At 40.7% G+C, this 25,574-nt stretch carries 26 protein-coding genes and 2 pseudogenes; 14 read left to right on the top strand and 14 right to left on the bottom strand.

From position 1 onward, the window contains the following. The first annotated feature begins 1 nt into the window (after window position 1). Window positions 2-1,126 (top strand): ATP-binding protein, encoded by a 1,125-nt coding sequence (locus tag RRG12_RS32105; RefSeq protein WP_420759287.1) that lies wholly within the window; start codon window positions 2-4, stop codon window positions 1,124-1,126. Window positions 1,127-1,355: 229 nt separating this feature from the next. Beyond that, complete coding sequence (locus RRG12_RS32100) at window positions 1,356-1,625, top strand: YciI family protein (RefSeq protein ID WP_069069229.1); 270 nt, start codon at window positions 1,356-1,358, stop codon at window positions 1,623-1,625. A gap of 101 nt (window positions 1,626-1,726) precedes the next feature. On the opposite strand, the gene RRG12_RS32095 is transcribed toward RRG12_RS32100, so the two are convergent. Continuing rightward, on the bottom strand, window positions 1,727-1,861 hold the full coding sequence (locus RRG12_RS32095; protein ID WP_256090862.1) for a hypothetical protein: 135 nt from the start codon (window positions 1,859-1,861) through the stop codon (window positions 1,727-1,729). A gap of 1 nt (window position 1,862) precedes the next feature. On the opposite strand from RRG12_RS32095, the gene RRG12_RS32090 reads away from it, so the two are divergent. Then, on the top strand, window positions 1,863-2,663 hold the full coding sequence (locus RRG12_RS32090; RefSeq protein WP_420759286.1) for a Tab2/Atab2 family RNA-binding protein: 801 nt from the start codon (window positions 1,863-1,865) through the stop codon (window positions 2,661-2,663). 86 nt (window positions 2,664-2,749) lie between these two features. Here RRG12_RS32090 and RRG12_RS32085 read toward each other — a convergent pair whose 3' ends face one another. Continuing rightward, entirely contained in the window at window positions 2,750-2,914 is a 165-nt protein-coding gene (locus RRG12_RS32085) for a hypothetical protein (protein ID WP_176726947.1), read from the bottom strand. Between the two features lie 294 nt (window positions 2,915-3,208). Further along, on the bottom strand, window positions 3,209-3,493 hold the full coding sequence (locus tag RRG12_RS32080) for a DUF2470 domain-containing protein (protein ID WP_069069231.1): 285 nt from the start codon (window positions 3,491-3,493) through the stop codon (window positions 3,209-3,211). Window positions 3,494-3,782: 289 nt separating this feature from the next. On the opposite strand from RRG12_RS32080, the gene RRG12_RS32075 reads away from it, so the two are divergent. Continuing rightward, a complete protein-coding gene (locus RRG12_RS32075) occupies window positions 3,783-4,538 on the top strand; it encodes a metallophosphoesterase family protein (protein WP_420759285.1) in 756 nt (251 codons plus the stop codon). 56 nt (window positions 4,539-4,594) lie between these two features. Here RRG12_RS32075 and RRG12_RS32070 read toward each other — a convergent pair whose 3' ends face one another. Continuing rightward, window positions 4,595-5,452: a M48 family metallopeptidase gene (locus tag RRG12_RS32070; RefSeq protein ID WP_420759284.1), complete on the bottom strand. Its 858-nt coding sequence runs from the start codon at window positions 5,450-5,452 to the stop codon at window positions 4,595-4,597. A gap of 393 nt (window positions 5,453-5,845) precedes the next feature. On the opposite strand from RRG12_RS32070, the gene RRG12_RS32065 reads away from it, so the two are divergent. Next, on the top strand, window positions 5,846-6,376 hold the full coding sequence (locus RRG12_RS32065; protein ID WP_069069234.1) for a DUF4330 domain-containing protein: 531 nt from the start codon (window positions 5,846-5,848) through the stop codon (window positions 6,374-6,376). 356 nt (window positions 6,377-6,732) lie between these two features. On the opposite strand, the gene RRG12_RS32060 is transcribed toward RRG12_RS32065, so the two are convergent. Continuing rightward, a complete protein-coding gene (locus tag RRG12_RS32060) occupies window positions 6,733-7,629 on the bottom strand; it encodes an alpha/beta fold hydrolase (protein ID WP_069069235.1) in 897 nt (298 codons plus the stop codon). Window positions 7,630-8,161: 532 nt separating this feature from the next. On the opposite strand from RRG12_RS32060, the gene RRG12_RS32055 reads away from it, so the two are divergent. Both RRG12_RS32055 and RRG12_RS32050 read left to right on the top strand, forming a co-directional pair. Next, a complete protein-coding gene (locus RRG12_RS32055; protein ID WP_069069236.1) occupies window positions 8,162-8,746 on the top strand; it encodes a hypothetical protein in 585 nt (194 codons plus the stop codon). Between the two features lie 187 nt (window positions 8,747-8,933). Further along, entirely contained in the window at window positions 8,934-9,707 is a 774-nt protein-coding gene (locus RRG12_RS32050) for an armadillo-type fold-containing protein (protein WP_420759283.1), read from the top strand. 111 nt (window positions 9,708-9,818) lie between these two features. Here the strand turns inward: RRG12_RS32050 and ftsE are convergent, their stop codons facing one another. Both ftsE and RRG12_RS32040 read right to left on the bottom strand, forming a co-directional pair. After that, window positions 9,819-10,565: a cell division ATP-binding protein FtsE gene (ftsE, locus tag RRG12_RS32045; protein WP_069069238.1), complete on the bottom strand. Its 747-nt coding sequence runs from the start codon at window positions 10,563-10,565 to the stop codon at window positions 9,819-9,821. Between the two features lie 266 nt (window positions 10,566-10,831). Next, the gene (locus RRG12_RS32040; RefSeq protein ID WP_069069239.1) at window positions 10,832-11,587 is read right to left on the bottom strand and encodes a WecB/TagA/CpsF family glycosyltransferase; all 756 of its coding nucleotides are present in this window, start codon (window positions 11,585-11,587) and stop codon (window positions 10,832-10,834) included. A gap of 323 nt (window positions 11,588-11,910) precedes the next feature. On the opposite strand from RRG12_RS32040, the gene RRG12_RS32035 reads away from it, so the two are divergent. From RRG12_RS32035 to RRG12_RS32025, 3 genes are all read left to right on the top strand, one after another. Continuing rightward, window positions 11,911-12,630 carry a response regulator transcription factor gene (locus tag RRG12_RS32035; protein ID WP_069069240.1) on the top strand — a complete coding sequence of 240 codons (720 nt, stop codon included), beginning with the start codon at window positions 11,911-11,913 and terminating at the stop codon, window positions 12,628-12,630. 162 nt (window positions 12,631-12,792) lie between these two features. Continuing rightward, complete coding sequence (locus tag RRG12_RS32030; RefSeq protein ID WP_420759282.1) at window positions 12,793-14,466, top strand: SpoIIE family protein phosphatase; 1,674 nt, start codon at window positions 12,793-12,795, stop codon at window positions 14,464-14,466. A gap of 3 nt (window positions 14,467-14,469) precedes the next feature. Continuing rightward, a complete protein-coding gene (locus RRG12_RS32025; protein ID WP_069069242.1) occupies window positions 14,470-14,895 on the top strand; it encodes an ATP-binding protein in 426 nt (141 codons plus the stop codon). Between the two features lie 30 nt (window positions 14,896-14,925). Here RRG12_RS32025 and RRG12_RS32020 read toward each other — a convergent pair whose 3' ends face one another. Next, the gene (locus RRG12_RS32020) at window positions 14,926-15,357 is read right to left on the bottom strand and encodes a ketosteroid isomerase family protein (RefSeq protein WP_069069243.1); all 432 of its coding nucleotides are present in this window, start codon (window positions 15,355-15,357) and stop codon (window positions 14,926-14,928) included. A gap of 238 nt (window positions 15,358-15,595) precedes the next feature. Between RRG12_RS32020 and queG the strand changes: the two are divergent. Next, window positions 15,596-16,569: pseudogene (queG, locus tag RRG12_RS32015) on the top strand (tRNA epoxyqueuosine(34) reductase QueG). Next, window positions 16,544-17,179: an HAD-IA family hydrolase gene (locus RRG12_RS32010; protein WP_256090864.1), complete on the top strand. Its 636-nt coding sequence runs from the start codon at window positions 16,544-16,546 to the stop codon at window positions 17,177-17,179. The pseudogene queG and the gene RRG12_RS32010 overlap by 26 nt, the downstream one beginning before the upstream one ends. Window positions 17,180-17,309: 130 nt before the next feature. On the opposite strand, the gene RRG12_RS32005 is transcribed toward RRG12_RS32010, so the two are convergent. Continuing rightward, window positions 17,310-17,684, bottom strand: coding sequence for a hypothetical protein (locus RRG12_RS32005; RefSeq protein WP_069069245.1), 375 nt, complete (start codon window positions 17,682-17,684; stop codon window positions 17,310-17,312). A 224-nt stretch (window positions 17,685-17,908) separates the two neighbouring features. On the opposite strand from RRG12_RS32005, the gene RRG12_RS32000 reads away from it, so the two are divergent. After that, the gene (locus RRG12_RS32000; protein WP_420759281.1) at window positions 17,909-18,439 is read left to right on the top strand and encodes an orange carotenoid protein N-terminal domain-containing protein; all 531 of its coding nucleotides are present in this window, start codon (window positions 17,909-17,911) and stop codon (window positions 18,437-18,439) included. A gap of 90 nt (window positions 18,440-18,529) precedes the next feature. Here RRG12_RS32000 and RRG12_RS31995 read toward each other — a convergent pair whose 3' ends face one another. From RRG12_RS31995 to RRG12_RS31985, 3 genes are all read right to left on the bottom strand, one after another. After that, the gene (locus RRG12_RS31995) at window positions 18,530-19,294 is read right to left on the bottom strand and encodes an ABC transporter ATP-binding protein (protein ID WP_069069247.1); all 765 of its coding nucleotides are present in this window, start codon (window positions 19,292-19,294) and stop codon (window positions 18,530-18,532) included. Window positions 19,295-19,357: 63 nt separating this feature from the next. Next, window positions 19,358-19,930, bottom strand: a complete 573-nt coding sequence (locus RRG12_RS31990; protein WP_420759280.1) for a DOMON-like domain-containing protein — start codon at window positions 19,928-19,930, stop codon at window positions 19,358-19,360. Continuing rightward, entirely contained in the window at window positions 19,927-21,045 is a 1,119-nt protein-coding gene (locus RRG12_RS31985) for a phosphotransferase enzyme family protein (protein ID WP_420759279.1), read from the bottom strand. Before RRG12_RS31985 ends, RRG12_RS31990 begins: the two co-directional genes overlap by 4 nt. An 851-nt stretch (window positions 21,046-21,896) precedes the next feature. Here RRG12_RS31985 and RRG12_RS31980 point away from each other — a divergent pair. Continuing rightward, window positions 21,897-22,298 (top strand): DUF4288 domain-containing protein, encoded by a 402-nt coding sequence (locus tag RRG12_RS31980; RefSeq protein WP_420759278.1) that lies wholly within the window; start codon window positions 21,897-21,899, stop codon window positions 22,296-22,298. Between the two features lie 143 nt (window positions 22,299-22,441). On the opposite strand, the gene RRG12_RS31975 is transcribed toward RRG12_RS31980, so the two are convergent. Then, a complete protein-coding gene (locus RRG12_RS31975; RefSeq protein ID WP_069069251.1) occupies window positions 22,442-23,746 on the bottom strand; it encodes a Tudor-knot domain-containing protein in 1,305 nt (434 codons plus the stop codon). A gap of 616 nt (window positions 23,747-24,362) precedes the next feature. After that, window positions 24,363-25,064: pseudogene (locus tag RRG12_RS31970) on the bottom strand (MetQ/NlpA family ABC transporter substrate-binding protein). Between the last annotated feature and the right edge of the window lie 510 nt (window positions 25,065-25,574).

The following is a 25,574-nucleotide window of genomic DNA, read 5'->3' as shown; positions in this document are numbered from 1 at the left end:
AATGAAACCGATCATTGAAAATCCGATCAATATCCCCAGATATCCCCTAGAATTTCAGCAAATCATTACCGCTAAAAATCAAAACTTTGTCGGTCGTGAATTTGTCTTTGCTGCTATCAACAAATTTCTCAATCAATCTGACCGGGGCTACTTTACTATTATCGGCGATCCTGGTATTGGTAAAAGTGCCATTCTTGCCCATTATGTCAGCCAAAATCCGGGAGTTGTTTATTACAATGTCGAAATCTCAGGTAAAAACCGCGTTGAGGAATTTCTGACGAATATTTGCACTCAATTAATAGAAATCGCCCAAAATCAAGGTATTAAAACTAGTGTTGAGCGGAGTCGAAACAATCTCACTCCTAACTTTTCTGACTCTACCACAGAAGACAGTGGTTTTTTATCGTTATTACTGCAACAAATCAGCAATAGATTGCAACCAAAACAACGTTTAATTATTACTATAGATGGCTGCGATAGAATTGATATCAACAATCAACCACGCGGCTCAAACATATTTTATTTACCCCGTTATCTACCCGAAAAAGTTTATTTTATCCTTAGTCGTCGTCCTTTTTTGGCAGATAAATCAGGTTTATTAATTGAAACACCAGCCCAATCTTTAGATTTATCAAATTACCCTGAACAAAACCGCGCTGATATCCAAGAATATATTAAAACTTATTTAAATGAATCATCTCATTCTGAGCCTATTGTTAGCGAAGAGAAGAATCGTGGAGACTTTTCGCTCAACATGACAGAGCAAGGTTTTGATGATGAAACGAATTTTATGTATGTTAAAGAAATTTTAGCAGATATTACTGAGGATATTTACCCCCAAAATTTACAGATATATTACCAAAATCATTTAGAAAAAATGAATTTAGCCACCAGTAAACAGCAACCAATGGCTTTGCAGGTGTTAAATATCTTAGTTCAAGAGCAACCAATATCAATAGAAGCGATCGCTGAAAGATTAGATGTAGATGAATATGAAATCAAGGTGATTTTAGATAAGTGGCGAGAGTTTTTACATTTAGAATCAATAGCAGCCGAAATCCACTATAGTGTTTATCATACTAATTTTCGTGATTGGTTGAGGCAACAAATAGAGTCTAACTTTTGAGTTAAAAGGGCATTTAGAGGATGTTTGAAAAGTTCTATTGTCAGTAGCAGAAGTTTTAGATCCCCCTAAATCCCCCTTAAAAAGGGGGACTTTGATTCCGGTTCCCCCCTTTTTAAGGGGGTTAGGGGGGATCTCAAAGTGCCTAAAGTCACAGGGAAACACTTTTCAAGCAACCTCTTAGAAACCGCGAGAGTAATATCTTATTAACCAGTAGGAGTAACAAGCAATTATGACTAAATATGTACTCTGGGGAACTTACTGCGAAGACGTTCTCGAAAAACGTGTCCCTCACCGTCAAGCTCATTTGGACGGATTAGCAAAACAGAAAGAATCCGGTGTGTTGATTACTATTGGCCCCACCAAGGATGTCACAAAAGTTTTTGGGATTTACGAAGCCGAAGACGAAGCCACTGTGCGCGAGTTAATTGAAAACGATCCTTACTGGAAAAATGGCATCTGGACTGAATATTCTGTCAAAGAATGGATTCAGGCTTTATAAATTGGGTATGGGGTATGGGGCATTGGGCATTGGTTATTAATTCTTCTCCCTCACTTCCTCATCTCCTAATACGGTTCGGTTAAGGTTTTTTGATGAAAATTCTAAATCACAAAGACGCGATAAATCGCCGTCTCTAAAATAATCAATCCTTCTTCTTGACGGCGATTTATCGCTTCTCTTGGGTTAACCAAACGTATTGTCTCATCTCCCTCATCCTCACTCCCCACTCCCCACATAATGAAAATTTGGCAGGTTGATTTTTATCGTCGTCCCTCACAAGATGCGTCTGGACAAATTTTATGGGACTTGTTGATTTGTGACGCAACTCGCAGCTTTGAGTATGAAGCTACCTGTCTCCAGTCAGCAGCGAATTCTAGTTGGGTTGCTGCTCAACTAGAATTCGCTGCTGGAGAAAAATTGCCAGATGTGATCCAGGTGTTTCGTCCTCAGTCTCTCAGCTTAATTGAGGCGGCTGGACGCAATTTAAGTATAAATGTCGAACCTACTCGCCACACCTTGGCGTTAAAGCAGTGGTTAGCAGAAAAGCAATATCCCTCAACGCTGGATAAACCGCCCCCAGTACCATTACCAGAAAACCTCTGGGGAGAACAATGGCGTTTTGCGAGTCTAGCTGCTAGTGATGTAGAAACGAGATTTAGTGATCGCCCCATTCCCATTTTGCACATCCCAGAACATCTCAAACCCATCAATTTAGGTTTGGCATCAACAGTCCCCGTTCCTGGTGTGGTAATTTATGGTGGACGGCAATCGATGCGCCTAGCCCGGTGGTTGCAGCAAGCCCGTTCTGTGGCATTAAACTATATTTCTGGCGCACCAGACGGCTTAATCTTAGAAGCTGGCTTGGTGGATAGATGGATTGTTGCCACATTTGAAGATCCAGAAGTTACAAAAGCAGCCCAAGCATTTGAACAACGGAAACAGCAAAGTCGAGGATTGCATTTTTTGTTAGTGCAGCCAGATGATTCTGGGATGACTTATAGCGGCTTTTGGTTATTGCGTCCAGAAAATGGATGTTAATTGCCAAAAATATTATTCTGTTTATTGAATAAATTTTGAATTGACAAGGAAATCCAGCTAGTAAAAATTCATGTTCTGGTAGTTTATCAATTAATCAAATATACCTGAAGCTGTTTGAGCAAAGTTTTTTCATAAACTAATTGAGCATCTGTATTAATTTCACTGCTTAAAATGCATTCACTTTCTATATTTAAAGAATGAGCCGCCTGTTCAAAGGCTAATCTAATTCCAATACTGCTTGGGTAAAGCATTTTGAACTCGGAATTGGGTTTGGGGAAAAGGTTAAAGGGAAAAGGTTAAAGGTTAAAGGTTTTTTCTTTCCCCTTTCCCCTTACCCTTTTCCCCAAAACCCGACAAGTATTGAATCTTAATTCCCCCTATTCCTGAAAATAAATCGACAAACCGAATTTTAATTTTCTCCATAGAGATTAAGGTAATTTTCAAATGCATGTCATACAAATTACTGTAGGGGCACAATCATATATTGTGCCCCTACGCGTATGGTCTATTCAATTAAAAATCGCTGTAAGTTACTTTGTTATTTCCTACTTAGCCTTCACCCGCGCTTGCTTCACCATCGCAATCAGAGTTTGATGGGCATCTTCCGCATCTGCTAAAACATGATCAAATTGAATGCGAACTGGTACAGGTTCGCCATTCACTTGCGCTGTTAAATCCATACCCTGTGCATCAATTGAAAGCATTTCGGCTGCGATTGCATCTGTCACACCACCAAAAGCTTTAGCATAAACAACTACAGCATCAGCATGATCATCATTCATATGCTTGCAGATGCGCGAACTAATTTCAGGAGAAAAATCTTTAGACATTGTGAGATTAAAAGTGACCAATACGGCAAGAGTCTAAATTCTCACCTAAGTAGATGAGATTTGCCAATATTTCAAATTAGCAGAAAAGACATTAGTCTCGCACCATCGTTATTATAAGTGATATCTGAAAAACAATTGCCGTTGTATATATTTGATAAGTTAAGTTTATTACTAGTACAACAATTAAATTAAAATAAACATTATCCAGTATTTTTACCTTTAATTGCGGAAAGCAAACAGCGTAAACTGTAGCAGAAGTATTAGCCAAAACTATTGTAGCTAAGAGACAATGAGCGAAATTAGCCCCAGACGAATTGTAATTGGGGATGTGCATGGACACTATGAAGGTTTAATGACATTGTTGGAGGCGATCGCCCCCACGTCAGAAGATCATGTCTATTTTCTGGGAGACTTAATTGATCGTGGCCCTCATAGCGCACAAGTAGTTAATTTTGTCAAGCGGAATAACTACTCATGTTTATTGGGAAATCATGAGCAGATGTTATTAAACATTCTGACCAATGAAAAGACTTCCTCCTCGACAATGCAAGCATGGCTGTATGGTGGAGGACAAGCTACCGTGGCCAGTTACCAAGAGGCTCCAATTCCTGACGACCATCTGGATTGGTTAAAAACTTTGCCTACATACATTGACTTGGGGGATGTTTGGTTAACTCATGCTGGTGTTGATCCCTCCAAGTCAGTGACAGAACAAACAGCCGATGAACTGTGCTGGATACGAGAGGAATTTCACAGCATTGAAAAACCCTACTTTCCAGATAAGCAAATTATTATCGGTCACACCATTACCTTTACTCTGCCGGGTGTTTCTCCTGGTAAACTGGCACAAGGAAAGGGATGGCTAGACATAGATACTGGCGCTTATCATCCCCGGAGTGGCTGGTTGACTGGACTGGATGTCACAAATGACTTGGTTTATCAAGTGAACATATTTAAAAACTATATTCGTGTCCTGCCTTTAGAAGAGGTTGTAATTAACGTTGATCCAGCCAAAATTAAAGTTGATCGTCGCCATAAGAATTGAGTGGGAGTGGGGAGATGAGGGGAATAACCAATGCCCAATGCCCAAGACCCTAAAGACTACGTTAATGGTCGAATATTAGCTTTATAACTAGTGTTATCCAAGCCATATTTTCCATTACTAGGTTGGGAGTTAATAGCACGTCTGAGGCCATTAATGCGATCGCTAGTTCCGGGGTGTGTACTCAAAAATGTCGGCACAGAACCACCCTTTTGCAGCAGCTTTTGCATAAAAGAAACCATCCCAGACTGGGCATAACCGGCGCGTGTCAAAGTTCTTAACCCTCTTTGATCGGCATCAAATTCATCGTTACGACTGCGGGGACGATTCAAGGCAAGTTCTACACCAATGCCCACGGCTGCATTGCGATCTAAACCACTTGCTGTGGCTAAACCACTAGCGATCGCTTTTTGCCGCATCTGTTTAACCAGGTGTTTACCGCCAATATGACCAATTTCATGGGCGATGACACTTGCGAGTTCCGCTTCATTATCGGCAGCTTTTAGCAAACCCGTGTGGACATATACATAACCTCCTAAAGTAGCAAAAGCATTAATAGCATCATCTTCAACCACTTGGAAGGTATAGGGAAGATTGGGGCGATCGCTATTGGCCGCTAAACGCCGACCAATTTGTTCGACATAGGCATTAACATTAGAATTCCGGTAAAGTCGGACTTGACCGCTCAGTATTTGCTGATTAATCTGCTTACCAATATCAGTTTCCTGGCGATCGGATATATTAGAAAGCTGAAGTACCTGGACTCCCTGCAATATCATAGGCAAGAAATCAAAAGCTCTTCCAGGCAGAGGTGTACTCAGGCACAGACTCAGGGCGACTACCACCGAAATTAGGGGATAAAACCAGCGCCGCCGCCACATCCGGTAATTTGCAACAAAACCTTTCCAATTGAACATAATACGCTTTGAAGATTATTTCGGGAGAACATAAAATGATGAGACAAATTATGAGACGGATTTAGAGTATTCTAAGTTGCATTCTTGACTCAAGACCAAAGGGTTTGTGATACAGATAATTCTTACGCAAATCTACTGAACTGTGCGAGGCTAAGGATTCCCTCTAGAGATAGGTTTCAACATTAGATTCTACTTTCTAGATAGGTCAGTCTTAATAGGTACAAGTTTGAGGTTTAGTTGCCGCTCCTCGGAACTTGCGAACTCGTGATAAACTGTCGCATAACCATAATCCCCGGATGCTTTGAGTTATTACCAAATAGGGAAAATTGCCGTTCCCATTGAAAACCTTCTTTCTACAATCAATTACTTCGCTATTACTTCGGAAAACTTTTTATGGCTATTTTAGATTCCAAAGGTCGTTTATTCGGTAAAATCAACCTCCTAGATTTAGGTGCTGCACTGGTCATTTTGCTAGTTATATTTGGCATCTTTGTCTTTCCTGGCACTTCTGGTTCTGTTGCCCAAGTCGGTGCGAAAACAGTACCCGTAGAAGTAGACGTATTAGTTCGGGGTTTGAATATACGTGATCCTGAGCAATTATTTAACAACGGCTTAAAAAAAGGTGGAAAAACTAATGTGATTATCCGCAATCAGCCTTATGGGCAGATTGAGATTAAATCTATTCAACAGCTACCTAGAACAGTCAATGTTTTCCAACCTGATGGCACTGTTAAAGAATTACCAGATCCAAAGACCAACAATTTTAGTACAGATATGCTTTTGACCTTAGAAGGTAAAGCCCAACGCACTGAAAGCGGACTAGTTCTAGGTAGCAGTAAAGTAAAAATTGGTATGCCATTTGAGTTAGAAGGCTTTAACTACAACTTCAATGCAACTGTTATTGATATCAGATTTGACAAATAGCATTCACATTTTGTTTGATATATTTCGCCATCTCTGATAGGAGAGGCAACTGGCATAAACTGGGTGAAATCAAAACTGTGCAGAACAACTATATAAGACGTGTGTGTACATAATAGACAATATCAAAGTCAATTTTTGTAACTTAGACGCAAAGTAGCTTTCTGCACAACTCGTAAGTAAGATCAAGGTTTAATTAAGGGCGTTGCAAAATATAAATATTATTTTGCAACGCCCTTAATTTAGTAAGCATTGGTAATCAAAAGTCCAACTACACAATTATGGTTGAAATTGGATGAGTGAAAAGAGTAGAGGTGCAGAAGGTAGGAAATTAAATGAGGCTTTTACTACTAAATAAGCTAATTAAGCAAAGGCAAATATTTGCGAATTAATCCAATTGTCACTGCTGGTAATTCCAACTGCGGTGTTAACCCCACATCTTCTAATTGTTGAAAAAATCGGATTGCTTGGGGATTAATTTCGGCAAGGCGGCGACCAATTGAGGGCCCTGTAAATTCTGACTTTTGTCCCCAAATAATGGCTGTGGGGGTGGTTAACTGTTGAATGTAAAGGGATAAATCAAAGCATAAATCGCCACGTACAAATGACAGTGCTGCATACTCAGCATTAGGCTGTTGGGCGGATTGTAGATAAGCATCGACAATTTCCTCATATACTCGATTAGATTTAGCAAATTGCCGTTGCTCTAAGAAGCCGCGAATACCTCCACTGGTAGCAATTCCAGCGCTGTAAAGTAAGCGATCAACAACGGGAACGCTAACTAACTGAGCAAAAAAACTACGGGAGTAGTCTTCGCCAAAATCGGAAAGTCCGGCGGGGGTGGTAAGAATTAAAGACTTGAATAAATCAGGATGATCTGCTGCTACCCGAATTGTAAATGCTCCTGTCAAAGAAGAAGCGATCGCTGTTACTGGCCCGGTACAAGTCTGCTCGAAAAACTCCCGAATTGTGATCAAATAATCCTCAATCTTATAACTCCGTGCTGGATGCTCAGACCTACCCCAACCAATCAAATCTGGCACAATCACCCGATATTCAGCCGCAAAAGCTGGATAAACTTTCGACCACTCATAAGCAGAAGATCCACCACCAAAGCCGTGTAGGAACACTAAAGTTTCCCGATCATCTTTGGCAGTCACATCATCCAGCCAAGGTTCTCCAGCAGCAGTATAATATACCATTCTACCTAGTGAGGTATTTATGGAGCGTTGTTCAAATCCTAGTGGTTGAAACATAAGTATTTTTTTGTTGACTGTAGTTATTAGTTGGCACAAGTCAAATAAAAGACCTGGGACGCGGGGATAGGGTGAGAGTATTTGATAATTTTTCCATGTCCCCGTGTTTTACCTTCGCCGCATCTTCTTTAGTCACTCTGGATGCTTACGTGTTTAGTTCAAGCTCCCCGCTCATTGTTATTATCAACTAACCAATCACTTTAAGGCTTCTCACCACCGTCAGATTAAGTAGATATAAAATTACTGGATTACTTGTAAAGATTTGGTGATTTTTTTTCATAATAAAAAGTAACTTTACGTTGAAATTACTGCTTTATAAGGCTTTTTAATGGTAGCGAGTATCACTACCAGAGTAAATCCAGCACAAGTTTTTATGGTAGTGTATCAAAAAACCAATAAATAATTTTCTGCGTAAAAAATAGTTAAAACGCTTATTTTAGTAAGCTATTAATCATACTTTTATACGTAGAATTTAGATTTGACGTATAAATAAATCATATTATTATCTAAGTATATAGTAAGGCGGGATGTCATGGTAAAGCAGGCTACTCTTCAATCAAATAAAATACCAACGATTGAAGATGCTAAATTTGCGCTTGACAAGTTTAATATACAAAACGAAATTAAAGCTTCAGCTGGGCGGGGTCGGATCGAGCCAGTAGTTGACGTTGCCCAAGTAACTGCACCTACTTGTATTTGTTTAGACTTAGAAGACTTGAAGTGTTTTGAAGCAGTTGAGCGTCAGTATGAACGCTGGGGAGTGATTTTTCACAATTCTCTAGCAATACAGCCATCAAATCCAGCATTTCCAACCTATTCAGGGCTAACAGTGTTAATGGGAGCGCCCAAAAGCGGATTTTTAGAAGCTACTTTCTTGCGTCCGGTTAACTCAGTTAGCGCCTTTGTCACTAGTTCGCAACGGCTAGTGCTTTCCGCCTACGATCGCAATCGACAACTGCTTGCTCAAACTGCACTACCAGGCTCTAATCTTGCCAATTCCGACTCAGCAATTTCCCCCAATACCTTATTATCTATAAGTGTGAATAACATCTACAGCGTTACCTTCTGTGCTTTTAATGGTCAATTCACCCTTGATCAGTTTCGTTTTTGTCTTTAATTAGCACTTACGTACAAAATGCCCTTGCTCTGAGGGATTTAAAAATGGTATCTTTATTTGCGCCGTGCTGTAATAGTCTACTATCCGACCATAAAACCGGGCATCTTGTAGTTTGGGCCTTCATCCTTTCTTCATCCATAGTAAAACTTATACAATAGGTAATTTCGTAATCAAGTAGGTAAACACTGTGGCACAGGCTTCGTCTTCTTGGCAGCAATTGATCAACCAGATCCCCAACTGGAACTGGCCGCTTCCAAAACTCAAGACAAAGGGAGCCATAAAGCAGCAAACATTTAAGCGCTTCTCTGGCCCTGGGGGCTTTCTTGGGTTCCTGACAATTATCATTGCCATGTTGTTGTGGAACTGGAAACTGCTATTGGCTCTCTTAGTCGGCATTGGAGTAATGGTATTGGTTTACTCAATGCAGGAGTGGGACTGGCAATTGCGCTGGTCAAAAATACGCAATTTTTTAAATAGTTCAAATCGTCGGTTAGCCTTAGCAGTCGTCAGTGGTGGTATTGGTACTGTCAGCACTTACATGGCAGCAGCAATTTGGGTTGACTCTCACAGTCCGTGGATTGCCGCTGGTGCGATCGCGCAAGGCGTGGGTACTCTGTTAACTTTAATTTTATTGGTTTGGCAAATTGTCAACTTTTATGAAAATCGAGAAGAAGACCACCTCGATCAGTTGTTGGTCAATTTAACAGAAAAAGATCCATTGAAGCGGTTGATTGCCCTACGTCAACTAACTAAAGTCATCACCCATCAACGAGTTGATTCTTCAGTGCAGCAAGATGTTGTCCAATGCTTGCAACTCCTACTCAGTCGAGAAGAAGAAGCTGTAGTTCGAGAGGCAGCTTTTAAGAGCTTACAAACTTGCGATCGCCTACAAGTGCTACCCCCCAAAACAGCAAAAACTTTCACACCCATCTCAGCAAAAGTCAAACATCACGTTTATTAGTCATTTGTCATTAGTCATTTGTCATTTGTCATTTGTCATTGTTTGAATGATGAGAGTCCTAATTAATTTTCAATGCCCCATACCCAATCCCCAATCCCCAATCCCCAATACTTATTTTCGAGATAGCTGTCCATTGCGAACTTGGACTACCGGATGATTGCACCGCCGCACCAATTGTTCATCATGTGTGGTAACAATTACTGTAGCCCCAAAGGAATTTAACTTCTGGAGAATCTGGATCACTTGCCAGGAATTATCTGGATCAAGATTTCCAGTAGGCTCATCTGCCAACAACAAGGGTGGCGTACCAACGATCGCACGGGCAATACTCACCCGTTGTTGCTCTCCCCCAGAGAGTTGATCTGGAAAGCAGTCAGCTTTACTCAGCAAACCTACCAGCTTTAAAGTTGGTTCTAAACGTCGTTGAATTTCTTTACGGGTATACCCTTGAGCTTGCAGCACAAAAGTCACATTTTCCGCTACGGTTCTTTGGGTAATCAGTTTGTAGTCTTGAAACACAATGCCAATCCGTCGCCGCAATAATGACAAGCGATCGCCCCGTAAATCCGCTACATTACATTCATCAACAATTACTTCTCCTTGTGTAGCTAACTCTTGACCATACAGTAGTTTCAAGAGGGTTGATTTACCAGAACCACTTGGCCCCGTGATAAAGAGAAATTCTCCCTTTTTTACCTCAAGGTTCGCATTTAACAAGGCGTGAGTGCCGTTAGTATAGGTCTTGGTTACAGATTGCAATTGCACCTTTGCGATCGTATTGCGATCGTGCTGTTGACTTTCACAGTCTTCTTTATGAACGGATTTTTTTGTCTTAACTTGAGTTGTTAATACTGGCATTGTTAAATTTTCCTCATACCCACACCCAAACAGTTTGCCTACTGAGATGTGACATTCCCCTCAAAAATAAGGATTCCCAGGTTTAGCCTGGGAATTTAAAATTCAACAAAGAAAATTTAAAATTTTTTGAAGACTTTAATACAAACTAAGTAATAGCACCCAGAAGTCAGAATTCAGAATTCAGAAGTCAGAAGTCAGAATTCAGAACTCAGAATTCAGAACTCAGAAGTCAGAACTCAGAAGTCAGAACTCAGAACTCTTAACTCTTAACTAATTGCACCCTTTGCTGTAAAACGATAAATAAACGCTTTCACAGCAAACTCTGGCAACGCCAACATCCGCCGCCAACGCCAAGGTTCTTGATAAAGCCGATACAACCATTCCAAATTATTATTTCCTAACCAGGCGGGAGCGCGAGTTTTAGTTCCCGACCAAATATCAAAACTGCCACCAACGCCAATCCAAATTGCTTGGGGACACAAATGGCGGTTTTCGGCAATCCATAACTCTTGACGTGGCACTCCCAAACCGACAAAAATCACTTGTGGCTGCAATTGAGCAAGAGTTTCTCGCAATTGTGCTTCCTCTTCTGGAGAATGGTAGCCTGAATGAGTGCCTACTATATTTAGGTCTGGAATTTGCTTCTGCCAAAAATCTGCCGCATTTGCAGCCACTCCCGGCGCTGCTCCATAGAAAAATACCTTTGCTCTTATCTGCTGTTGTCCAAGTTCTTGCAAAAGCTTTTCTGCTAACTCAATCCCCGGAAAACGCTGCACTTTTTGCCATAACAGCCACCGCAAATACAGAACAACCCCCGCTCCATCCGGAATCACGAGTTCAGCATTTTTAATGACCTGAGCTAATAATTGATTTCGCTCTGCCTGCATAGTCATTTCTGCATTGAGCGTTACTACATGAGTTCCCTTGCCTGCGTGCAGGCATTCTAACAACCAGTCTGGATAGTTAGCCATTACATGAACTGGTATTCCCAACACTGAAAATGCTTGATTGCTGTTAGACATAGCCTATTCTTGAGTAGCCCTCACACCAGATTTTGCTTGAATGTTAAGTTTATCAAATTTTTTTATATTAGAACTTGGGCAGGAGAGATACCCCCTTGAACAATAGAAAGCATAATTAAACTAACTAGTCTTGGGCGCTTGTACTTGGACTGATTCAGTCCAAATTTATTGTTAAAGTGTAATATTCACTCAGTATAAAACGCTCAACTCACAACTCTGGTTCCGGGAACAGAAGCCTCCACTATACTACTTGCAGTTAGTGTGGGAGTATGTCACGAAACTCGACTTTATGGTTAAGGTAGTGTAACGGGCTGAAGTTGGCTATGAGTAAAATTCGTATCGCTCTGATTGAAGATCATGACCTAACTCGTGTAGGTATTCGGACAGCATTACTACAAAAAGATGACATTGAAGTTGTAGGTGAAGCTGCCAATGCTGTTGAGGGGCTAAAGATGTTAAAAATGGTACGACCAGATATTGCCATTGTAGATATTGGTTTACCAGATAAGGATGGCATTGAGTTAACACGGGAGGTAAAATCTACTACTAATGGACAGCAGCTACTAACAAAGGTGTTAATTTTGACGCTACGGGACAATAAAGAAGCGGTGTTGGCAGCTTTTGCCGCTGGTGCAGACTCTTACTGTATGAAAGATATCAAATTTGATAATTTGCTGGAAGCAGTGCGAGTAACTTACAATGGCAACGCCTGGATCGATCCCGCGATCGCTCGGATTGTATTACAACAAGCGCAACAAAATCCCCAAAAGTTGGAATCGGCTTTTGTCGATACTAAGACTATTGCCTCTAACCCTGATTATGTTGAGAATCTGGAAGGAATTCAACCTTACACCCTGACAGAAAGGGAATTGGAAGTGTTACAGTTGATTGTCGAAGGTTGTAGTAATGCAGTAATAGCAGAAAGACTTTATATCACTGTTGGAACTGTTAAAACTCACGTTCGCAATATTTTGAATAAACTATGTGCTGATGACCGTACCCAAGCAGCAGTCCGCGCCTTGCGTTCTGGGTTAGTTGGATAAAATTCATTTTGGTATGGACAATTGAGGATGATCAAGGGAAATCAAAACTTTGAGAAAGTTATATTTTCAAAGTTAATGACTTCTCCGATTTTCTGCTATTTATCAGGTGAGATAAACATCATACTATCTCGCCATTCAAATATGTGAAAAATAAAGTCAAATATGGCTGAGAACGGGGTGGACAAACTTAAGCTCATGGTGGTAGATGATGAGCCAGATAACTTAGATTTACTCTACCGCACTTTTAGGCGAGATTTCCAAGTATATAAAGCCAATCATGCCTTTGGTGCTATGGAAATCTTGGATCAATTTGGCGAAATGGCGGTGATTATTTCTGACCAAAGAATGCCAGAAATGAATGGCACTGAATTTTTTAGTCGCACCGTAGAACGTTTTCCAGACACGATTCGGATTTTGTTAACTGGTTTTACTGATGTCGAAGATTTGGTGGATGCAATTAACTCCGGTCAGGTATTTAAATACATTACCAAACCCTGGAATCCGGATCGGCTGAGAGCGTTAGTTGAGCAAGCCACTGATACATATCGCCTAGTTAAGAAGCGCACCCAAGAGTTGCGTCGGGCCCTACGACGAGAATCTTTGTTTAATGCGGTAACAACGGCAATTCGGGAGTCTTTAGACTACGACAGTATGCTGCAAAAAATTGTGGCAACTATTGGACAAACGTTTGAAGCTACCAGTTGCTTGCTAAGACCAGTAGAGGGCGATCGCCTGATACAAGACCAGTTTTTGTACCGCGATCCTCAATCTCCTGTATCAGATTGCTTCTTCGATCCCAGTATTTTAATCGAAAAAGTGCTGGAAACCCGTCATTATCAACTTGCTCAAGATATATATGACGGTATTCCTTGTCACCATCTGGTTGTGCCACTTAGCTATCAGCAGCATCTATTGGCTGTGCTGGCCCTCCACCAATGGGGAAGCGATCGCCCTTGGCAAGACGAAGATATCCAACTGATTGCAGGTGTTGCCGAACAAGCAGCCTTAGCTCTCTCTCAAGCAAAACTCTACCAGCGCCTCCAAGAAAAGCAACAGCAGATTCACAATGAGTTGGAGGTGGCTCGTCAAATTCAATACAACTTGCTACGCCAAAGTTTACCTGACATCAAAGGTGTGAAGGTACAAGCTTGCTGCTATCCGGCGCGGGAAGTAGGAGGCGATTTCTTTGAAGTGTTTGTTCATCCCAAAGGCGATTTGTGGTTAGCAGTGGGTGATGTTTCTGGCAAGGGCGTTCCAGCTGCTTTATTCATGGCTAGTATTATTTCAGTGTTGCGCCGAGAATTATCTCAAGAAACGCCAGCCGAGCCAAATGTGGTCATGCAAAACCTCAACCACGCTCTGAGTGAAGATTTAATTAGCAACAATTATTTCATCACCCTTGTGTTAGCCTGTTATACCCCTAGCACTAAGGAACTCGTCTACACTAATGCCGGTCATATCTATCCACTATTATGGTCACGCCAAGACGTTTTAGCTAACAATCCTAATTACCTCAAAGTCCGCAGCGTTCCTTTGGGAATCTTGCCCAAGTGGCAGGCACAATCTGGTCGTTTGGTTCTCGATGCTGGAGATACATTGTTACTAGCCAGTGATGGAATTACAGAGGCAATGATCTCAAATGATTCTGATTTAACAGTAAAAAACGGGTCTGGTGTTGAGGTCATTAACCGTTCCATGCTGAATCAAGATGGTCTTTGGCAACTTTTACAACAAGAGCAACAACCACTTTCTCTTAACCATTTACTAGCTCGCATCCAGGCAGATAATCACATTCAAGAAGACGATCAAACTATACTTTCGCTGGAGATTTTGTAAGTCATGAAAAGTGAGCTTCATGTACCAAGTGACTTGAATTTTCTGAATATTGTCGAAAACTGGTTGCTGGGATGTTTGAAAATTCAGCTAGGAGAATCTGTGGATTGGTCGCGGCAATCAAGTCGTTTGAGACTGGCTTTAGTAGAAGCCTACTCAAATGCAGTCCGTCATGCCCACAAAGACAAACCAAATTTACCGATTTTACTGCGTTTGGAAGTGAAAGACCGGGATCTTGCCTTAGAAGTTTGGGACTATGGCGAAGGCTTTGATATGTCTAACTACTATGCTCCAAACCCATTGGAAAAACAAGAAGGTGGTTATGGTTGGCTGATTATGAATCGTCTCATGGATAAAGTAGATTACCAGTTGCAAGTTGATGGCGCTAACTGTCTGAAATTACAAGCAACTTTACCCGAATTAGTCCAGTAAACAAACGCTATAAGCCTTTATAGTTATTTGCTATTTTTCACGACGTAAAGAAAGTAACTCTTGGGGAGAAGCTAAAAGTTTGATTCTAGTATAAAAAATTTGCTGTTGTTGGTTGAGGATAAATAACCACAAAACATTCACACTACACCATGAAGTTTTGGCTTTGCCTGTTATCTGGATTTGGATGTCACCGTTTTCTAAAGTCTCGGCTATTCCTGTGTTGGGGTAAGCTTTGATATTTTGGCCTTCTTCTTTTAAGTAGGCTGCGATCGCATCTTTCCCCACAATATCAGATTCAAATGGTGGACGCATCACACCATCTACTGCAAATAAGGCAGCAGTTGCCTCAAATTCTCCTGCATTTAAGGTTTCAAAATAACTCAGTATGCTTGTTTCTGTAATTCCATCTATCTGGAATTCTTCTTTCAACTGGGTTAGAGATATCAATTCACGAGAGGTCATAGGAATTACCTGTATTATGCTATCTGAATATTAATTTCAGTACAAAAATAGGTAAAAAGAAAGCCGCTGTTGAGATAGATTGCTACATCTTGGTAAATCTTCCTCACGATGGAAGTTTTAAGCTGCCTAGCAGCTTAAAACTGGCATGTATAAGAGGATTAATAAATCTTAATTAAAGTTACAAACTACGTAATGTAAGATTATAACGCCTTTAGTTAGGCAAAATCCAAATAAAAAAATGAATCATTATTCCATAACAAGCAGCAGTGTAGTCAAAGACAAAGCCAGCGAGTTGGGCTTTCACAAAGTTGGAATTGCTGCCGCAGATGGGGTAAATGCCACAGAAGCGCAGAGGTTGCAAGCATGGATTGAACTGGGTTATCACGCCGATATGGGATGGATGGCTAACCCGAAACGTCAGGATATCCATTTAGTGATGCCAGAAGTGCGATCGATAGTATGTGTGGCGCTGAATTATTACACACCACATCAACGTCCCGATGGCGAGGAATACGCCAAAATTTCCCGTTATGGCTGGGGAAGGGATTATCACAAGGTGATGCATAAAAAACTCAAGCAGCTAGCTACATGGTTAGAATCACTTGATACAGGTGTGATAGCTCGTTATTATGCAGACACCGGCCCGGTGCAAGATAAAATATTGGCTCAACTGGCTGGAATTGGTTGGATTGCCAAGAATGGTAATGTGATTACACGGGAATATGGCTCTTGGGTATTTTTGGGAGAAGTTTTGACCAATTTAGAATTAGAGAGCGATCGCCCGCATACAGAACACTGCGGTAGCTGTACTCGTTGTCTTCAGGCTTGTCCCACAGGTGCAATTACTCAGCCTTTTGTCGTGGATGCTAATCGCTGCATTGCTTATCATACCATTGAAAATCGGGCAGAGGAATTACCAAAGACAGTTACACCTCATTTGCAAGGCTGGGTTGCTGGTTGTGATATTTGCCAAGATGTTTGTCCTTGGAATCAACGTTTTGCCAACACAACTGATATTGCAGAGTTTCAGCCAAATCCAGTGAATATTGCTCCCCACCTGCTAGAATTAGCCCAAATCTCAGATCAGGATTGGGATCAACGATTTCGAGCATCTGCCCTGCGGCGGATTAAGCCAGAAATGTTACGACGCAACGCCCTAGCTAATCTTGACGCATCCAGGCAAAGAATGACCCCGAAAGTAATTATTTTTGATTTTGATGGCACAATTGCTGATACAGTAGATGCCCTTGTAAGCATTGCTAATCGTCTAGCTGTAGACTTTGGTTATAGACAAATAAGCCCAGAGCAATTATCCCTCCTCAAGAACTTAACATCTAGGGAGATAATTAAGTATTCAGGAGTTTCTCTATTTAAAATCCCTTTTCTAGTTAAAAAAGTTAAAGGAGAGTTAAAAAACAAAATCCCAGAATTAAAGCCAATTCCGGGAATTAAAGAAGCATTAATAGAACTCCAAAATCATGGATATAAACTGGGAATTATTACTTCTAATTCTAAAGAAAATGTTACACAATTTCTGACAATTAATGATTTAAATCACCTATTTGATTTTATATATTCAGGAATTACAATTTTTGGTAAAACAACGATTATTAATAATGTATTGAGGCAAAAGCAACTCAAACCTCAAGAAGTGATTTATGTCGGAGACGAAACCAGAGATATAGAAGCATCAAAGAAAGCAAATATTCAAGTGATTGCAGTGACTTGGGGCTTTAACTCACCGGAAGTACTCGCCAAGCAAAATCCAGATTATTTAATTCAGCTACCTAGTGAACTACTAGAAGTGATGAATAGTCGTTAATTAGTGAAAATCTTAACTATTGATAAATGGCTAAAAAAGTCGAGTGGACAATGTCTACCAATGACGAAAACTTCAATTTTAATATTTGTGACATTGCCCATCTTACAAAATAGCAAGATATCAGGAAAACTTAATTTTTCCGTTCACCCTTTTCTAAAGCTTGTTTTACTAAATCATCACTGACATTAGTTACACCCTCAGTTTTAGAATTACCAACTTCTTTTGCTAACTCTGCATAATCTTTAGGATTACCAGTTGACTGCGCTTCAGTTTTTGTCTCTTGTGGCTTAGAGGTTTTATATTTAGGTGCTGTGGCTGCTTCGGCTGCTGCTCCACCTTTACCTGTGCGATCAACTTCACTGACGCTGAATTGTTGTGCAGCTGCATAATCCGCATCAAAATCTACCGTTGGTGCTTTTTCTTCACCACTAGCTATGCTTTCAGCAGCTAATTCTGAATCATGGGTGGGAGATTCATTTAAATTGGGCTTTATCTCATCAGGCATAATTAAAACCTTAAGCTAAATGTTTAATTGCTTACTTGGGTAATCATAGCAAAGCAATTCGCGGCTTTGTTGCTTCCTTGAGAGAGATTTTTACCTCTATTAAAAGGTAGATTAAAGTAGCAATTTCCAATTAATTTAACTCTTTCTATTGGTACTAGAATCTGCTTCTCAAACTCTGGTAACACTTAGTTTGGTCTGTTAAATAATGTTGGAGACAAATAATAATGACTGCCAGTTACGACAAAACTATTTCTCAAGCTCAGAGCAATGAAACTCAAAACTTGGTAGACGCGTTTAACGCCTTAGATACCGATGCAAAATTAGCTTGGTTCTATTTTGTTTATGAAAAAATGGGTGATTCCATCACGCCAGCTGCTCCCGCTGCGGCCGAACCAGAGTTAGCGCCACTCCTGCTAGGAGATTATTTTGAATTATCCGATGAGCAGCAACTAGATATTATGCGGGATATTGTTAACCGCAAAGACACAGAATATTCTCGTGCTTATGGAGCGATAAAAGAAAACAACCAGCTGTTAGTTTGGTATACTTGGGCGGTAGCTATGGGGGATACGGTGGTGGACTTACCAGCTAGCTATCAGGCAAGTAAGGCAATAAATGATCTGGTTTCCCAAATTGAAGGACTAGATTTTGAGGAGCAAATGTCGGTGTTTCGGACAATAGCTGGTGAATTGGGTTACACCGATGTCAAGCCGATCGCAACGCAAGCAGAAACGGGGAAAACCCCAAGTTTGTAATCAGCCTTGGCGACTAGAAGTCGCGGCTACACAAACATAGACGCTTTGCGGCTTCCCGCAGGGTAGTCCGCCTACGCGGACTTGAAGAACCTACGAGACAGCCAACTGACTCAAGTCGGCTGGGGTGAGGTTGGAGTGTACAACTTCACCATCACGGAACCAAACGATGCGCTGGGTTTGACGAGCAACTTCTGGTTCATGAGTTACCATGACAACGGTGATCCCACTGCTATTGAGTTCGCCAAAAATATCTAAGACTTCTTGGGTTGTGCGCGAATCAAGTGCGCCTGTGGGTTCATCGGCTAGGAGTACTACAGGACGATTGACAATGGCTCGTGCGATCGCTACTCTTTGTTGTTGTCCACCAGATAGTTGAGTTGGTTTGTTGTTGAGGCGATTTGCTAAACCGACTCGCGTCAGTGCAACTGTAGCGCGATCGCTTCTTTCTTTTGGACTCACGCTAGCATATACCATTGGCAGCATCACATTTTCTAATGCTGTGAGTTGGGGTAATAGATGGAATTGTTGGAAGACAAACCCCAGTTTTTTATTGCGGATGTGTGCCAAGGATTTATCATCCATTTGCGCCACATCAATATTATCTAAGTAATAATGTCCGCCGGTGGGTCTGTCTAGACAACCGATAATATTCATGGCTGTGGATTTCCCAGAACCAGAAGGCCCCATAATTGAACAATATTCGCCCTCGTGGATAGTCAAATTCACATCGTTGAGTGCTTTGACTTCAGTTTCGCCACTGCCATATATTTTAAAGATGTTCTCCAAACGGATAATTGTTGGTTTAGGGACAGGATTGGGAACTGGAGAATCGGTAATTGAAATAGTGTTTGCCATAAGGATTTAGTTATTAGTTGCTAAAGACGCGATTATAGCGCTTCTCGTTTTGAATACCAGTCTTTACAACTTAACAATAAAACTCTCTCGAATATGAAAGTCAGCCTCCGCGCCTCGATGAGTTAACGCCCAGTAAGTCACCTCACCATCTTTATGTTTGATGACAGTCGTAATACCAACTTCAATAGCTTGCTCCACAGAGATGATTTTATCCAAATCGACATTTAAAGTCAGTACTAAACTATCAGCTTGATTGTCAACATTAAACGGTAGATTTTCAAAAGCTGTTTCCTCTTGCATCCGTTGACGGTAGCCATCAAAGCGATAGACATTCCAGTGTCCGGCGGGGGAAAGGTTAAATTCCCAATATCGTTGAGCATCTTTGATGCCAAGAAAGAACTCAAAGCAGGTTTCTTTCCACAATTCATGCTTGCGTGATGGCGTGTTTGCTGGTGGGGCAATATCTTCTCGGCGATCCGCTACAGGCTTTACCAACTCAATTTCTTTTAAATTGCCTTCAAGAGTGTAGCAGATGGTAAGTTGATTAGAATTTCGAGCGATATTGCCTGCAATTTTTAAATTAGGAAAGGACTCGGTAGAGGGGAAGGGTTGCAGGGAAAATGTCTGTTCGTTCATTTCATATCTTTGATAATGTTACGAATCTGCGTTTCTTGAGATTCAATACTTTCGGTAAGCTTAAACTGGATGATCGCTCTTGCCAAGTTATGTTCTGGATGTTTGACTTTGAAGTAAACATTTCCTGCTAAATAATCAGCAAAGAATCTCAATCCTAGTTCAAAGGCAATGAGACGGATGGCATCGTATATATAGGCATAATCATTCTCAGTAAGAAATGCCTTGGCCACAGAGAGATAACCCTGTAGAATTTCCTGACACAGGTCAGTATCGAAACAAACACTTTCCCAATTCTCAGTTTCTTCTCCAGCCGGATTGCAGCCCGATCGCAAACAATCGCCAATATCGTAATGTACCAGACCGGGTTTAACAGTGTCTAGGTCTATGACGCTGACGGCTTGCTGGGTGGCAGTGTCAAACATCACGTTATTGATTTTTGGATCGCCGTGCATCAGACGCAGAGGTAGTTTGCCTTCAGCTTTGGCATTTTCTAGGATATGTGCAAAGGTTTGGCGATCGCTAACAAACTGCAAGCAATAATTAACTTCAGCAGATTGACGCGCATTAGTTTTCGCCAAAACTTCCTCGTAATGCTGGAGATAAAGCGGTGTAATATGGAATCCTTCAAGGGTATCAGCAAGTTTTTCTGGTGGTAAATCGCTGATTAAATTGTGGAACATCCCCAAGGCATAACCGATTTCTTTGGCGTGGGAGCGATCGCTCATAGTATCAAAGGACTGGGAACCTTCAATAAAGCTAATCGCCCGCCAAAATGAGCCATCTCCATCCTTCCAGTAGTCTTGAGCGTTTTTGGTCAATAGTACGCGTGGCACTTCCCAGCGACGATTCAGAGGTGTATGCTGCAACCGTTTGCGAACATGCTCAGTGAAGGTACGCATATTCTGCATAATCAGTTGTGGCTGACGAAACACCTGTGTGTTGATGCGTTGCAGGACAAAATGCTGTTCTTCTGAAGAATTTAGAGTTACCAGAAATGTGTCATTTATATTACCACTTCCAAATGCTTTAACGCCTGTAACATTACTTAGTTGGGCGAATTGGTCTGCGATCGCTACTAGATTTCGGGTATTCTGTGTATTGATTTCTTCAATCATGTGTTTAACCTGTACTACTCCTCACCTACATTGCACGCAAGCAATAGGGGATATCGTAGCGCAAGTGTCAAGATAATTCGTAATTCGTAATTGTAATTGAAAAGGGTTTGTACTTGGGGAACTCCAAGAAATAAATTATCCAATATTGTGGGGTGGGCAAAATGAGCGCCATATAAACTGGGATCTCGTGTCGCCCACCCCACAGGAAGGAGTTAATTGGATATTTTTTTATTTGGAAGTCCCTTGGTACTTGTACAAGCAGTCTTGCTTCATGCGGGTTGAAAATATCCAGATTAAACATAATTATGAATTATCAATTACAGTGTCTATGAATTTCTCATTAGTAGTTCACCTGAACAATTAACGATGGAAGCACCTGCAATTGTCAGTAGCTAGAAATATTACCTAACTGATTGTGATAAATGTAGTTTTTTGAACACATTTATAAATTTTTACCAGAAATTACGGTATGAATGGTATTTAGAGAAACTAGGATTTCTATCAAATTCGCTTAAATTTCATCATAATGCTACAAAAACGTCTACACAACCCACTGGTTGGTCTTTTCGCAGTGGGATTAGTTCTGCAACCGATTGCTACCCATTCCCAGACTGTGACATATGCTTTCAAGAATACACATTTATTCAAGCTGTCCTTAGTAATAAGTCAAGTTAGACCCGGTGGGAGTTGTGAAGCAAATGAAAACTTAAGTTTATTCGCTGATACTTTTATTAGTGCGTGCCGCAAAGCATCAATTAGACGGGAATTTCCCAGCGAGTATTTAAACTCTTATTTAGAAGATATCAAAAACAACAGAACAGCCGCAGGTAAAAGGGCTTGGAAGTTATTGAATGATGGTAGATTCAAGAAGTAGTCTCGGAGAATATTGGATGAAACCCGAAAGTCCAGATAAAACAGAATCCTTTTACATTGCGGTGGTTCTTTATGAATCATCTTCCAATGCACCGGATTATCAACCGTTGTACCAGGAATGCTTTGTGCTGCTCAAAGCTAGTTCTTTAGAGAAAGCTCAAGAAAAGGCCAGAATTTATGCGAAAAAAGAAGAAGTCAGCTATAAAAATGAGGATGGAGAAACTATTACCTGGTCTTTGAAACAGGTGGTAGATGTTAATTCAGTATTGTATGATGACTTTGACTCAACTAGTGATGGTGTTGACTTATACGCTAGACATTTTCGTAATTATGAGGCTTACCACTCATTTGAACCATTCTTGTCTGAAGAGGAATTCTAATCTCCATCCAGTAGGAAGCTAGATGACCGAAACAATAGATGTCAATTATGAATTTTTAAAAGTACTATATGCTAGGACGGGGCGCGACGCCAAATAGCCCATCAGAGATATTCATCTCGTCGGCCCCCCTGCTAATTCAATAGTTAGGAAATCTCATCATTATCAACCCACTCGTCATAAGATGAATCATAACCAACGTAGTGAAGATAATATTGCTGACCTTGGATTTTCTCAATCGTGGCGGAATACCAAGCCTCTTGCTCATCATCCCAACATTTGACCTTTTGACCTACTGCATATCCATTCTCATCAGCGGAGCGAAGATCGCGAGTCCGAATGTCATCTTCGCCTACCCACTCGTCATAAGATGAACCGTAACCAAGGTAATGAATAAAGAATTGGTCATCTTGGATTTTTTCAATTGTTCCTTGATACCAATCTTCGTCCTCACTATCCCAGACTTCTACTGTTTTGCTTACTTCATACTGATTCTTATCTGACTTAACAGCAGATGAGACATCTCGGATCGGCTTTTGCTCCTCTTGTTTAATTTCTTCTTTTACTAAAGTGTATGCTTGCAAAATTAAACTGCGAGCAACAGTTTGAATTCCCGTATGCTCATAGTAATTGGTAGTTTGATCTAGGAATGCTGCAACAAAATCTAAATTATCATCAGCAATCTGAATAAAATTACCCAAATTGCTAGAAATTGATTGCGGAGTTACGCCTGTCTTAGATACTAAGTTATTCATCCAGCCTTGCACAGAGTTGAAACCCTGACTGATAAAACCAACTTTATCAGAGGGGTTACTACCTGGGAGAAAGTTATTAACGGCTAAGAAAACCGGATTTTGAGTTATTGCGTTCGTATCAGTACCGCTAATAACTCCCTGAATTTTGCTGAGAAAATCGGGGCCTAATGGGAGAATTCCATCTAGACAAACTAGAGCTACCATCCGCATTAGGGATGCATTTTGATAGTTGTTAGCGAGAGAATTAGCAAACTCTTGGGGATTAGGTTGAGGAATGCCATTTATTTTACAAAAGGCAATGATTTCGACAGCTATTTTTAGTACCAAGTCAATGGATTGAGTGACATCAGCCTTGGGAGTAATATTCCCTAAAAAAGACAGAAAGCCGATTTTCTCACTAACTTTATTCGCTAAAGCCGCCGCTGCCATAGCTGTGTCTGCTTTATCAATTGTTTGATAAAGTTTGATTGCGAACTGATAGCCTTGTTGAGGATCTTGGTATAAGGTTACGGCGCGATCGCGGATTTTCTGAATTACCTTAGCATCGGTTTCTCCAGTAATGGTGCGAATATTATTGTCAAACCCCGTCAAATTGCTCCACTCACCTGGTGCTACATAATCAAGAGCTTTTAAAACTTTGACAGTGATATTGTCAGTCGGTAACTCGTCAACCAACTGAATAATTGATTTATCCATCAGCCGATCCTCAAAACTCCAAATATCGTTGCAACACGATTCAGAACAGCCCACACCCGACAGAAAGCTTGCGCTGGGCGAATTGCTGAACCGTATTTATAGAGTTCCCGAACCTGACTAAAAAATAACGATGTTACCAACAGGTTTTACAACTAAGAGATATTACATAGGCGATCGCTTAACTCTAAAAACTCATTGATGATTATAAAGTAGTGGACTGACACGACTAGAATGATGGATTATGCGTAGGTTGGGTGGAGCAACGCAAAACCCAATATAGCTCAGGGTATTTGCTTTCCCCGGATTTCTCACTCATAGTGTGGGGGGTGCAAAAACGCCGATTATTCAGACGCGACTCGAAAATACTCGCTCTAAGCGAAGCATCCCGAAGGGTATACGCTACGCTATCTGCCAGTCATACAGAAAACATTGCTGTTAGCGGATAGCTAATACCAATTTAATGTGAAGTTGCACATATCTTGATCCCCCTAAATCCCCCTTAAAAAGGGGGACTTTGAATTCCCCCCTTTTTAAGGGGGGCTAGGGGGGATCGAATTCTATGCAGCTTCATAAAGAATTGGTATAATGCCAGGGCATACTTTGTATCTTTAGCTGTTTACTGTCCCATAGATTGGGGTGTTATTCCTGCTAGAGCAACAGTTTGAGCCGAAGAAACAATGAAATCTACATCATTAATAGCTCGAACTATTTGGACTCCTTCTACTTCCTTTATTTGTAAGTTTTTCGGATTATCGGCTATGTCTCTTTGGGTGACAAATTCCTTGGTATTTTCCTTGAGTTTAATTAAGCCATTGCTTGCCAGTAATCTTAATCCTCAGTCATTATTAATCACGTCATTGGCAATTGTAACGGTGGCATTTTGGGGAACCTCATTCACAGATTTGAGGTTTTTTGAGAAAAGACCAAGTGTGCTTAATGAAACTAGATTTAATGGAACTAAATTGATTTTGTGTTCTTTGACAGCATTATTCATGAAAGGTCGATGTTTAAAAAAATTGGCATCGATTAGTTTGTCTTTTAAAGCTGTATTTGGTTGTATCCAGTCATTAAAGGTAACAACTTTTACTTCTAATCCTTCCTGAGGTGCTAGTTTAGTATTTACAAACTTCAAAATATCTTCAGATATGATTCCCGTCACCCCGACTTGAATAACTTCTTTTTGTGCAGTTGCTTGGGCTGTATTTGAAGTTACTTGAGCTTGTTTTTGGCTACAGCTAGCAAAGAATATGGAGGTGGTAAATGAGCCTAAAGCTGTAAGGAAAAATCGGCGGTTAATTTTTCGATGTTGTATGTTCATAAGCAATATTCTTGGTTAAATTTAAACGAAGCACTCGACATGCGGAGGACGCAGAGAGAAAATAGAAGATTCAAGAGTTGAGGAATTCTGGCTCAAGACTCTCCATGTAAAAAGTCTCATCAGTAGCCAACCATAAACTTTGCAGCAATTCTTGCCCTTACATCAATGAACCTCCACTTCCAACTCTGATTTGGGTAAATATTTCAAGGTTTGGGTGACTTTTAATCCTTCTAGTTCGATAATTTATTTATATACTACGGCAAATCTATAGATTAATAGTAGTTTGACTATAAGATTTGCATAGATTTTTGAAAATGGTCAAGATTTACGGACAAGCAACAGAAAATCAAACTATCCACACCATGCCTGTCCCTTCCAGGTATGTGCATCGCTGGTGAAGCGTGAACATCCAGCGATTGACTCGCGATCGATAGCAATTTTTTGCGTAAGTCCTACTTATGTAATATTCGTCAAAAAATTTCCCAAGAATGTATTAAAAAATACAGTACT

This window comes from Nostoc sp. CALU 546 (assembly GCF_048836525.1).
Note: the sequence above shows the minus strand (reverse complement) of the source record. Positions and strands in the feature narration are given on the sequence as shown.

Bases quoted from the DNA above. Each gene is read 5' to 3' on its own strand.
- RRG12_RS32025 (WP_069069242.1), top strand. From the start codon at position 14,470: ATGAAAAGTGAGCTTCATGTACCAAGTGACTTGAATTTTCTGAATATT.
- RRG12_RS32035 (WP_069069240.1), top strand. From the start codon at position 11,911: ATGAGTAAAATTCGTATCGCTCTGATTGAAGATCATGACCTAACTCGT.
- RRG12_RS32030 (WP_420759282.1), top strand. From the start codon at position 12,793: ATGGCTGAGAACGGGGTGGACAAACTTAAGCTCATGGTGGTAGATGAT.
- RRG12_RS31980 (WP_420759278.1), top strand. From the start codon at position 21,897: ATGATGGTAGATTCAAGAAGTAGTCTCGGAGAATATTGGATGAAACCC.
- RRG12_RS32065 (WP_069069234.1), top strand. From the start codon at position 5,846: ATGGCTATTTTAGATTCCAAAGGTCGTTTATTCGGTAAAATCAACCTC.
- RRG12_RS31985 (WP_420759279.1), bottom strand. From the start codon at position 21,045: ATGATTGAAGAAATCAATACACAGAATACCCGAAATCTAGTAGCGATC.
- RRG12_RS31995 (WP_069069247.1), bottom strand. From the start codon at position 19,294: ATGGCAAACACTATTTCAATTACCGATTCTCCAGTTCCCAATCCTGTC.
- RRG12_RS32040 (WP_069069239.1), bottom strand. From the start codon at position 11,587: ATGTCTAACAGCAATCAAGCATTTTCAGTGTTGGGAATACCAGTTCAT.
- RRG12_RS32080 (WP_069069231.1), bottom strand. From the start codon at position 3,493: ATGTCTAAAGATTTTTCTCCTGAAATTAGTTCGCGCATCTGCAAGCAT.
- RRG12_RS32060 (WP_069069235.1), bottom strand. From the start codon at position 7,629: ATGTTTCAACCACTAGGATTTGAACAACGCTCCATAAATACCTCACTA.
- RRG12_RS32100 (WP_069069229.1), top strand. From the start codon at position 1,356: ATGACTAAATATGTACTCTGGGGAACTTACTGCGAAGACGTTCTCGAA.
- RRG12_RS32075 (WP_420759285.1), top strand. From the start codon at position 3,783: ATGAGCGAAATTAGCCCCAGACGAATTGTAATTGGGGATGTGCATGGA.
- RRG12_RS32085 (WP_176726947.1), bottom strand. From the start codon at position 2,914: ATGCTTTACCCAAGCAGTATTGGAATTAGATTAGCCTTTGAACAGGCG.
- RRG12_RS32070 (WP_420759284.1), bottom strand. From the start codon at position 5,452: ATGTTCAATTGGAAAGGTTTTGTTGCAAATTACCGGATGTGGCGGCGG.
- RRG12_RS32095 (WP_256090862.1), bottom strand. From the start codon at position 1,861: ATGTGGGGAGTGGGGAGTGAGGATGAGGGAGATGAGACAATACGTTTG.
- RRG12_RS31990 (WP_420759280.1), bottom strand. From the start codon at position 19,930: ATGAACGAACAGACATTTTCCCTGCAACCCTTCCCCTCTACCGAGTCC.
- RRG12_RS32005 (WP_069069245.1), bottom strand. From the start codon at position 17,684: ATGCCTGATGAGATAAAGCCCAATTTAAATGAATCTCCCACCCATGAT.
- ftsE (WP_069069238.1), bottom strand. From the start codon at position 10,565: ATGCCAGTATTAACAACTCAAGTTAAGACAAAAAAATCCGTTCATAAA.
- RRG12_RS32000 (WP_420759281.1), top strand. From the start codon at position 17,909: ATGACTGCCAGTTACGACAAAACTATTTCTCAAGCTCAGAGCAATGAA.
- RRG12_RS32020 (WP_069069243.1), bottom strand. From the start codon at position 15,357: ATGACCTCTCGTGAATTGATATCTCTAACCCAGTTGAAAGAAGAATTC.
- RRG12_RS31975 (WP_069069251.1), bottom strand. From the start codon at position 23,746: ATGGATAAATCAATTATTCAGTTGGTTGACGAGTTACCGACTGACAAT.
- RRG12_RS32105 (WP_420759287.1), top strand. From the start codon at position 2: ATGAAACCGATCATTGAAAATCCGATCAATATCCCCAGATATCCCCTA.
- RRG12_RS32055 (WP_069069236.1), top strand. From the start codon at position 8,162: ATGGTAAAGCAGGCTACTCTTCAATCAAATAAAATACCAACGATTGAA.
- RRG12_RS32010 (WP_256090864.1), top strand. From the start codon at position 16,544: ATGACCCCGAAAGTAATTATTTTTGATTTTGATGGCACAATTGCTGAT.
- RRG12_RS32090 (WP_420759286.1), top strand. From the start codon at position 1,863: ATGAAAATTTGGCAGGTTGATTTTTATCGTCGTCCCTCACAAGATGCG.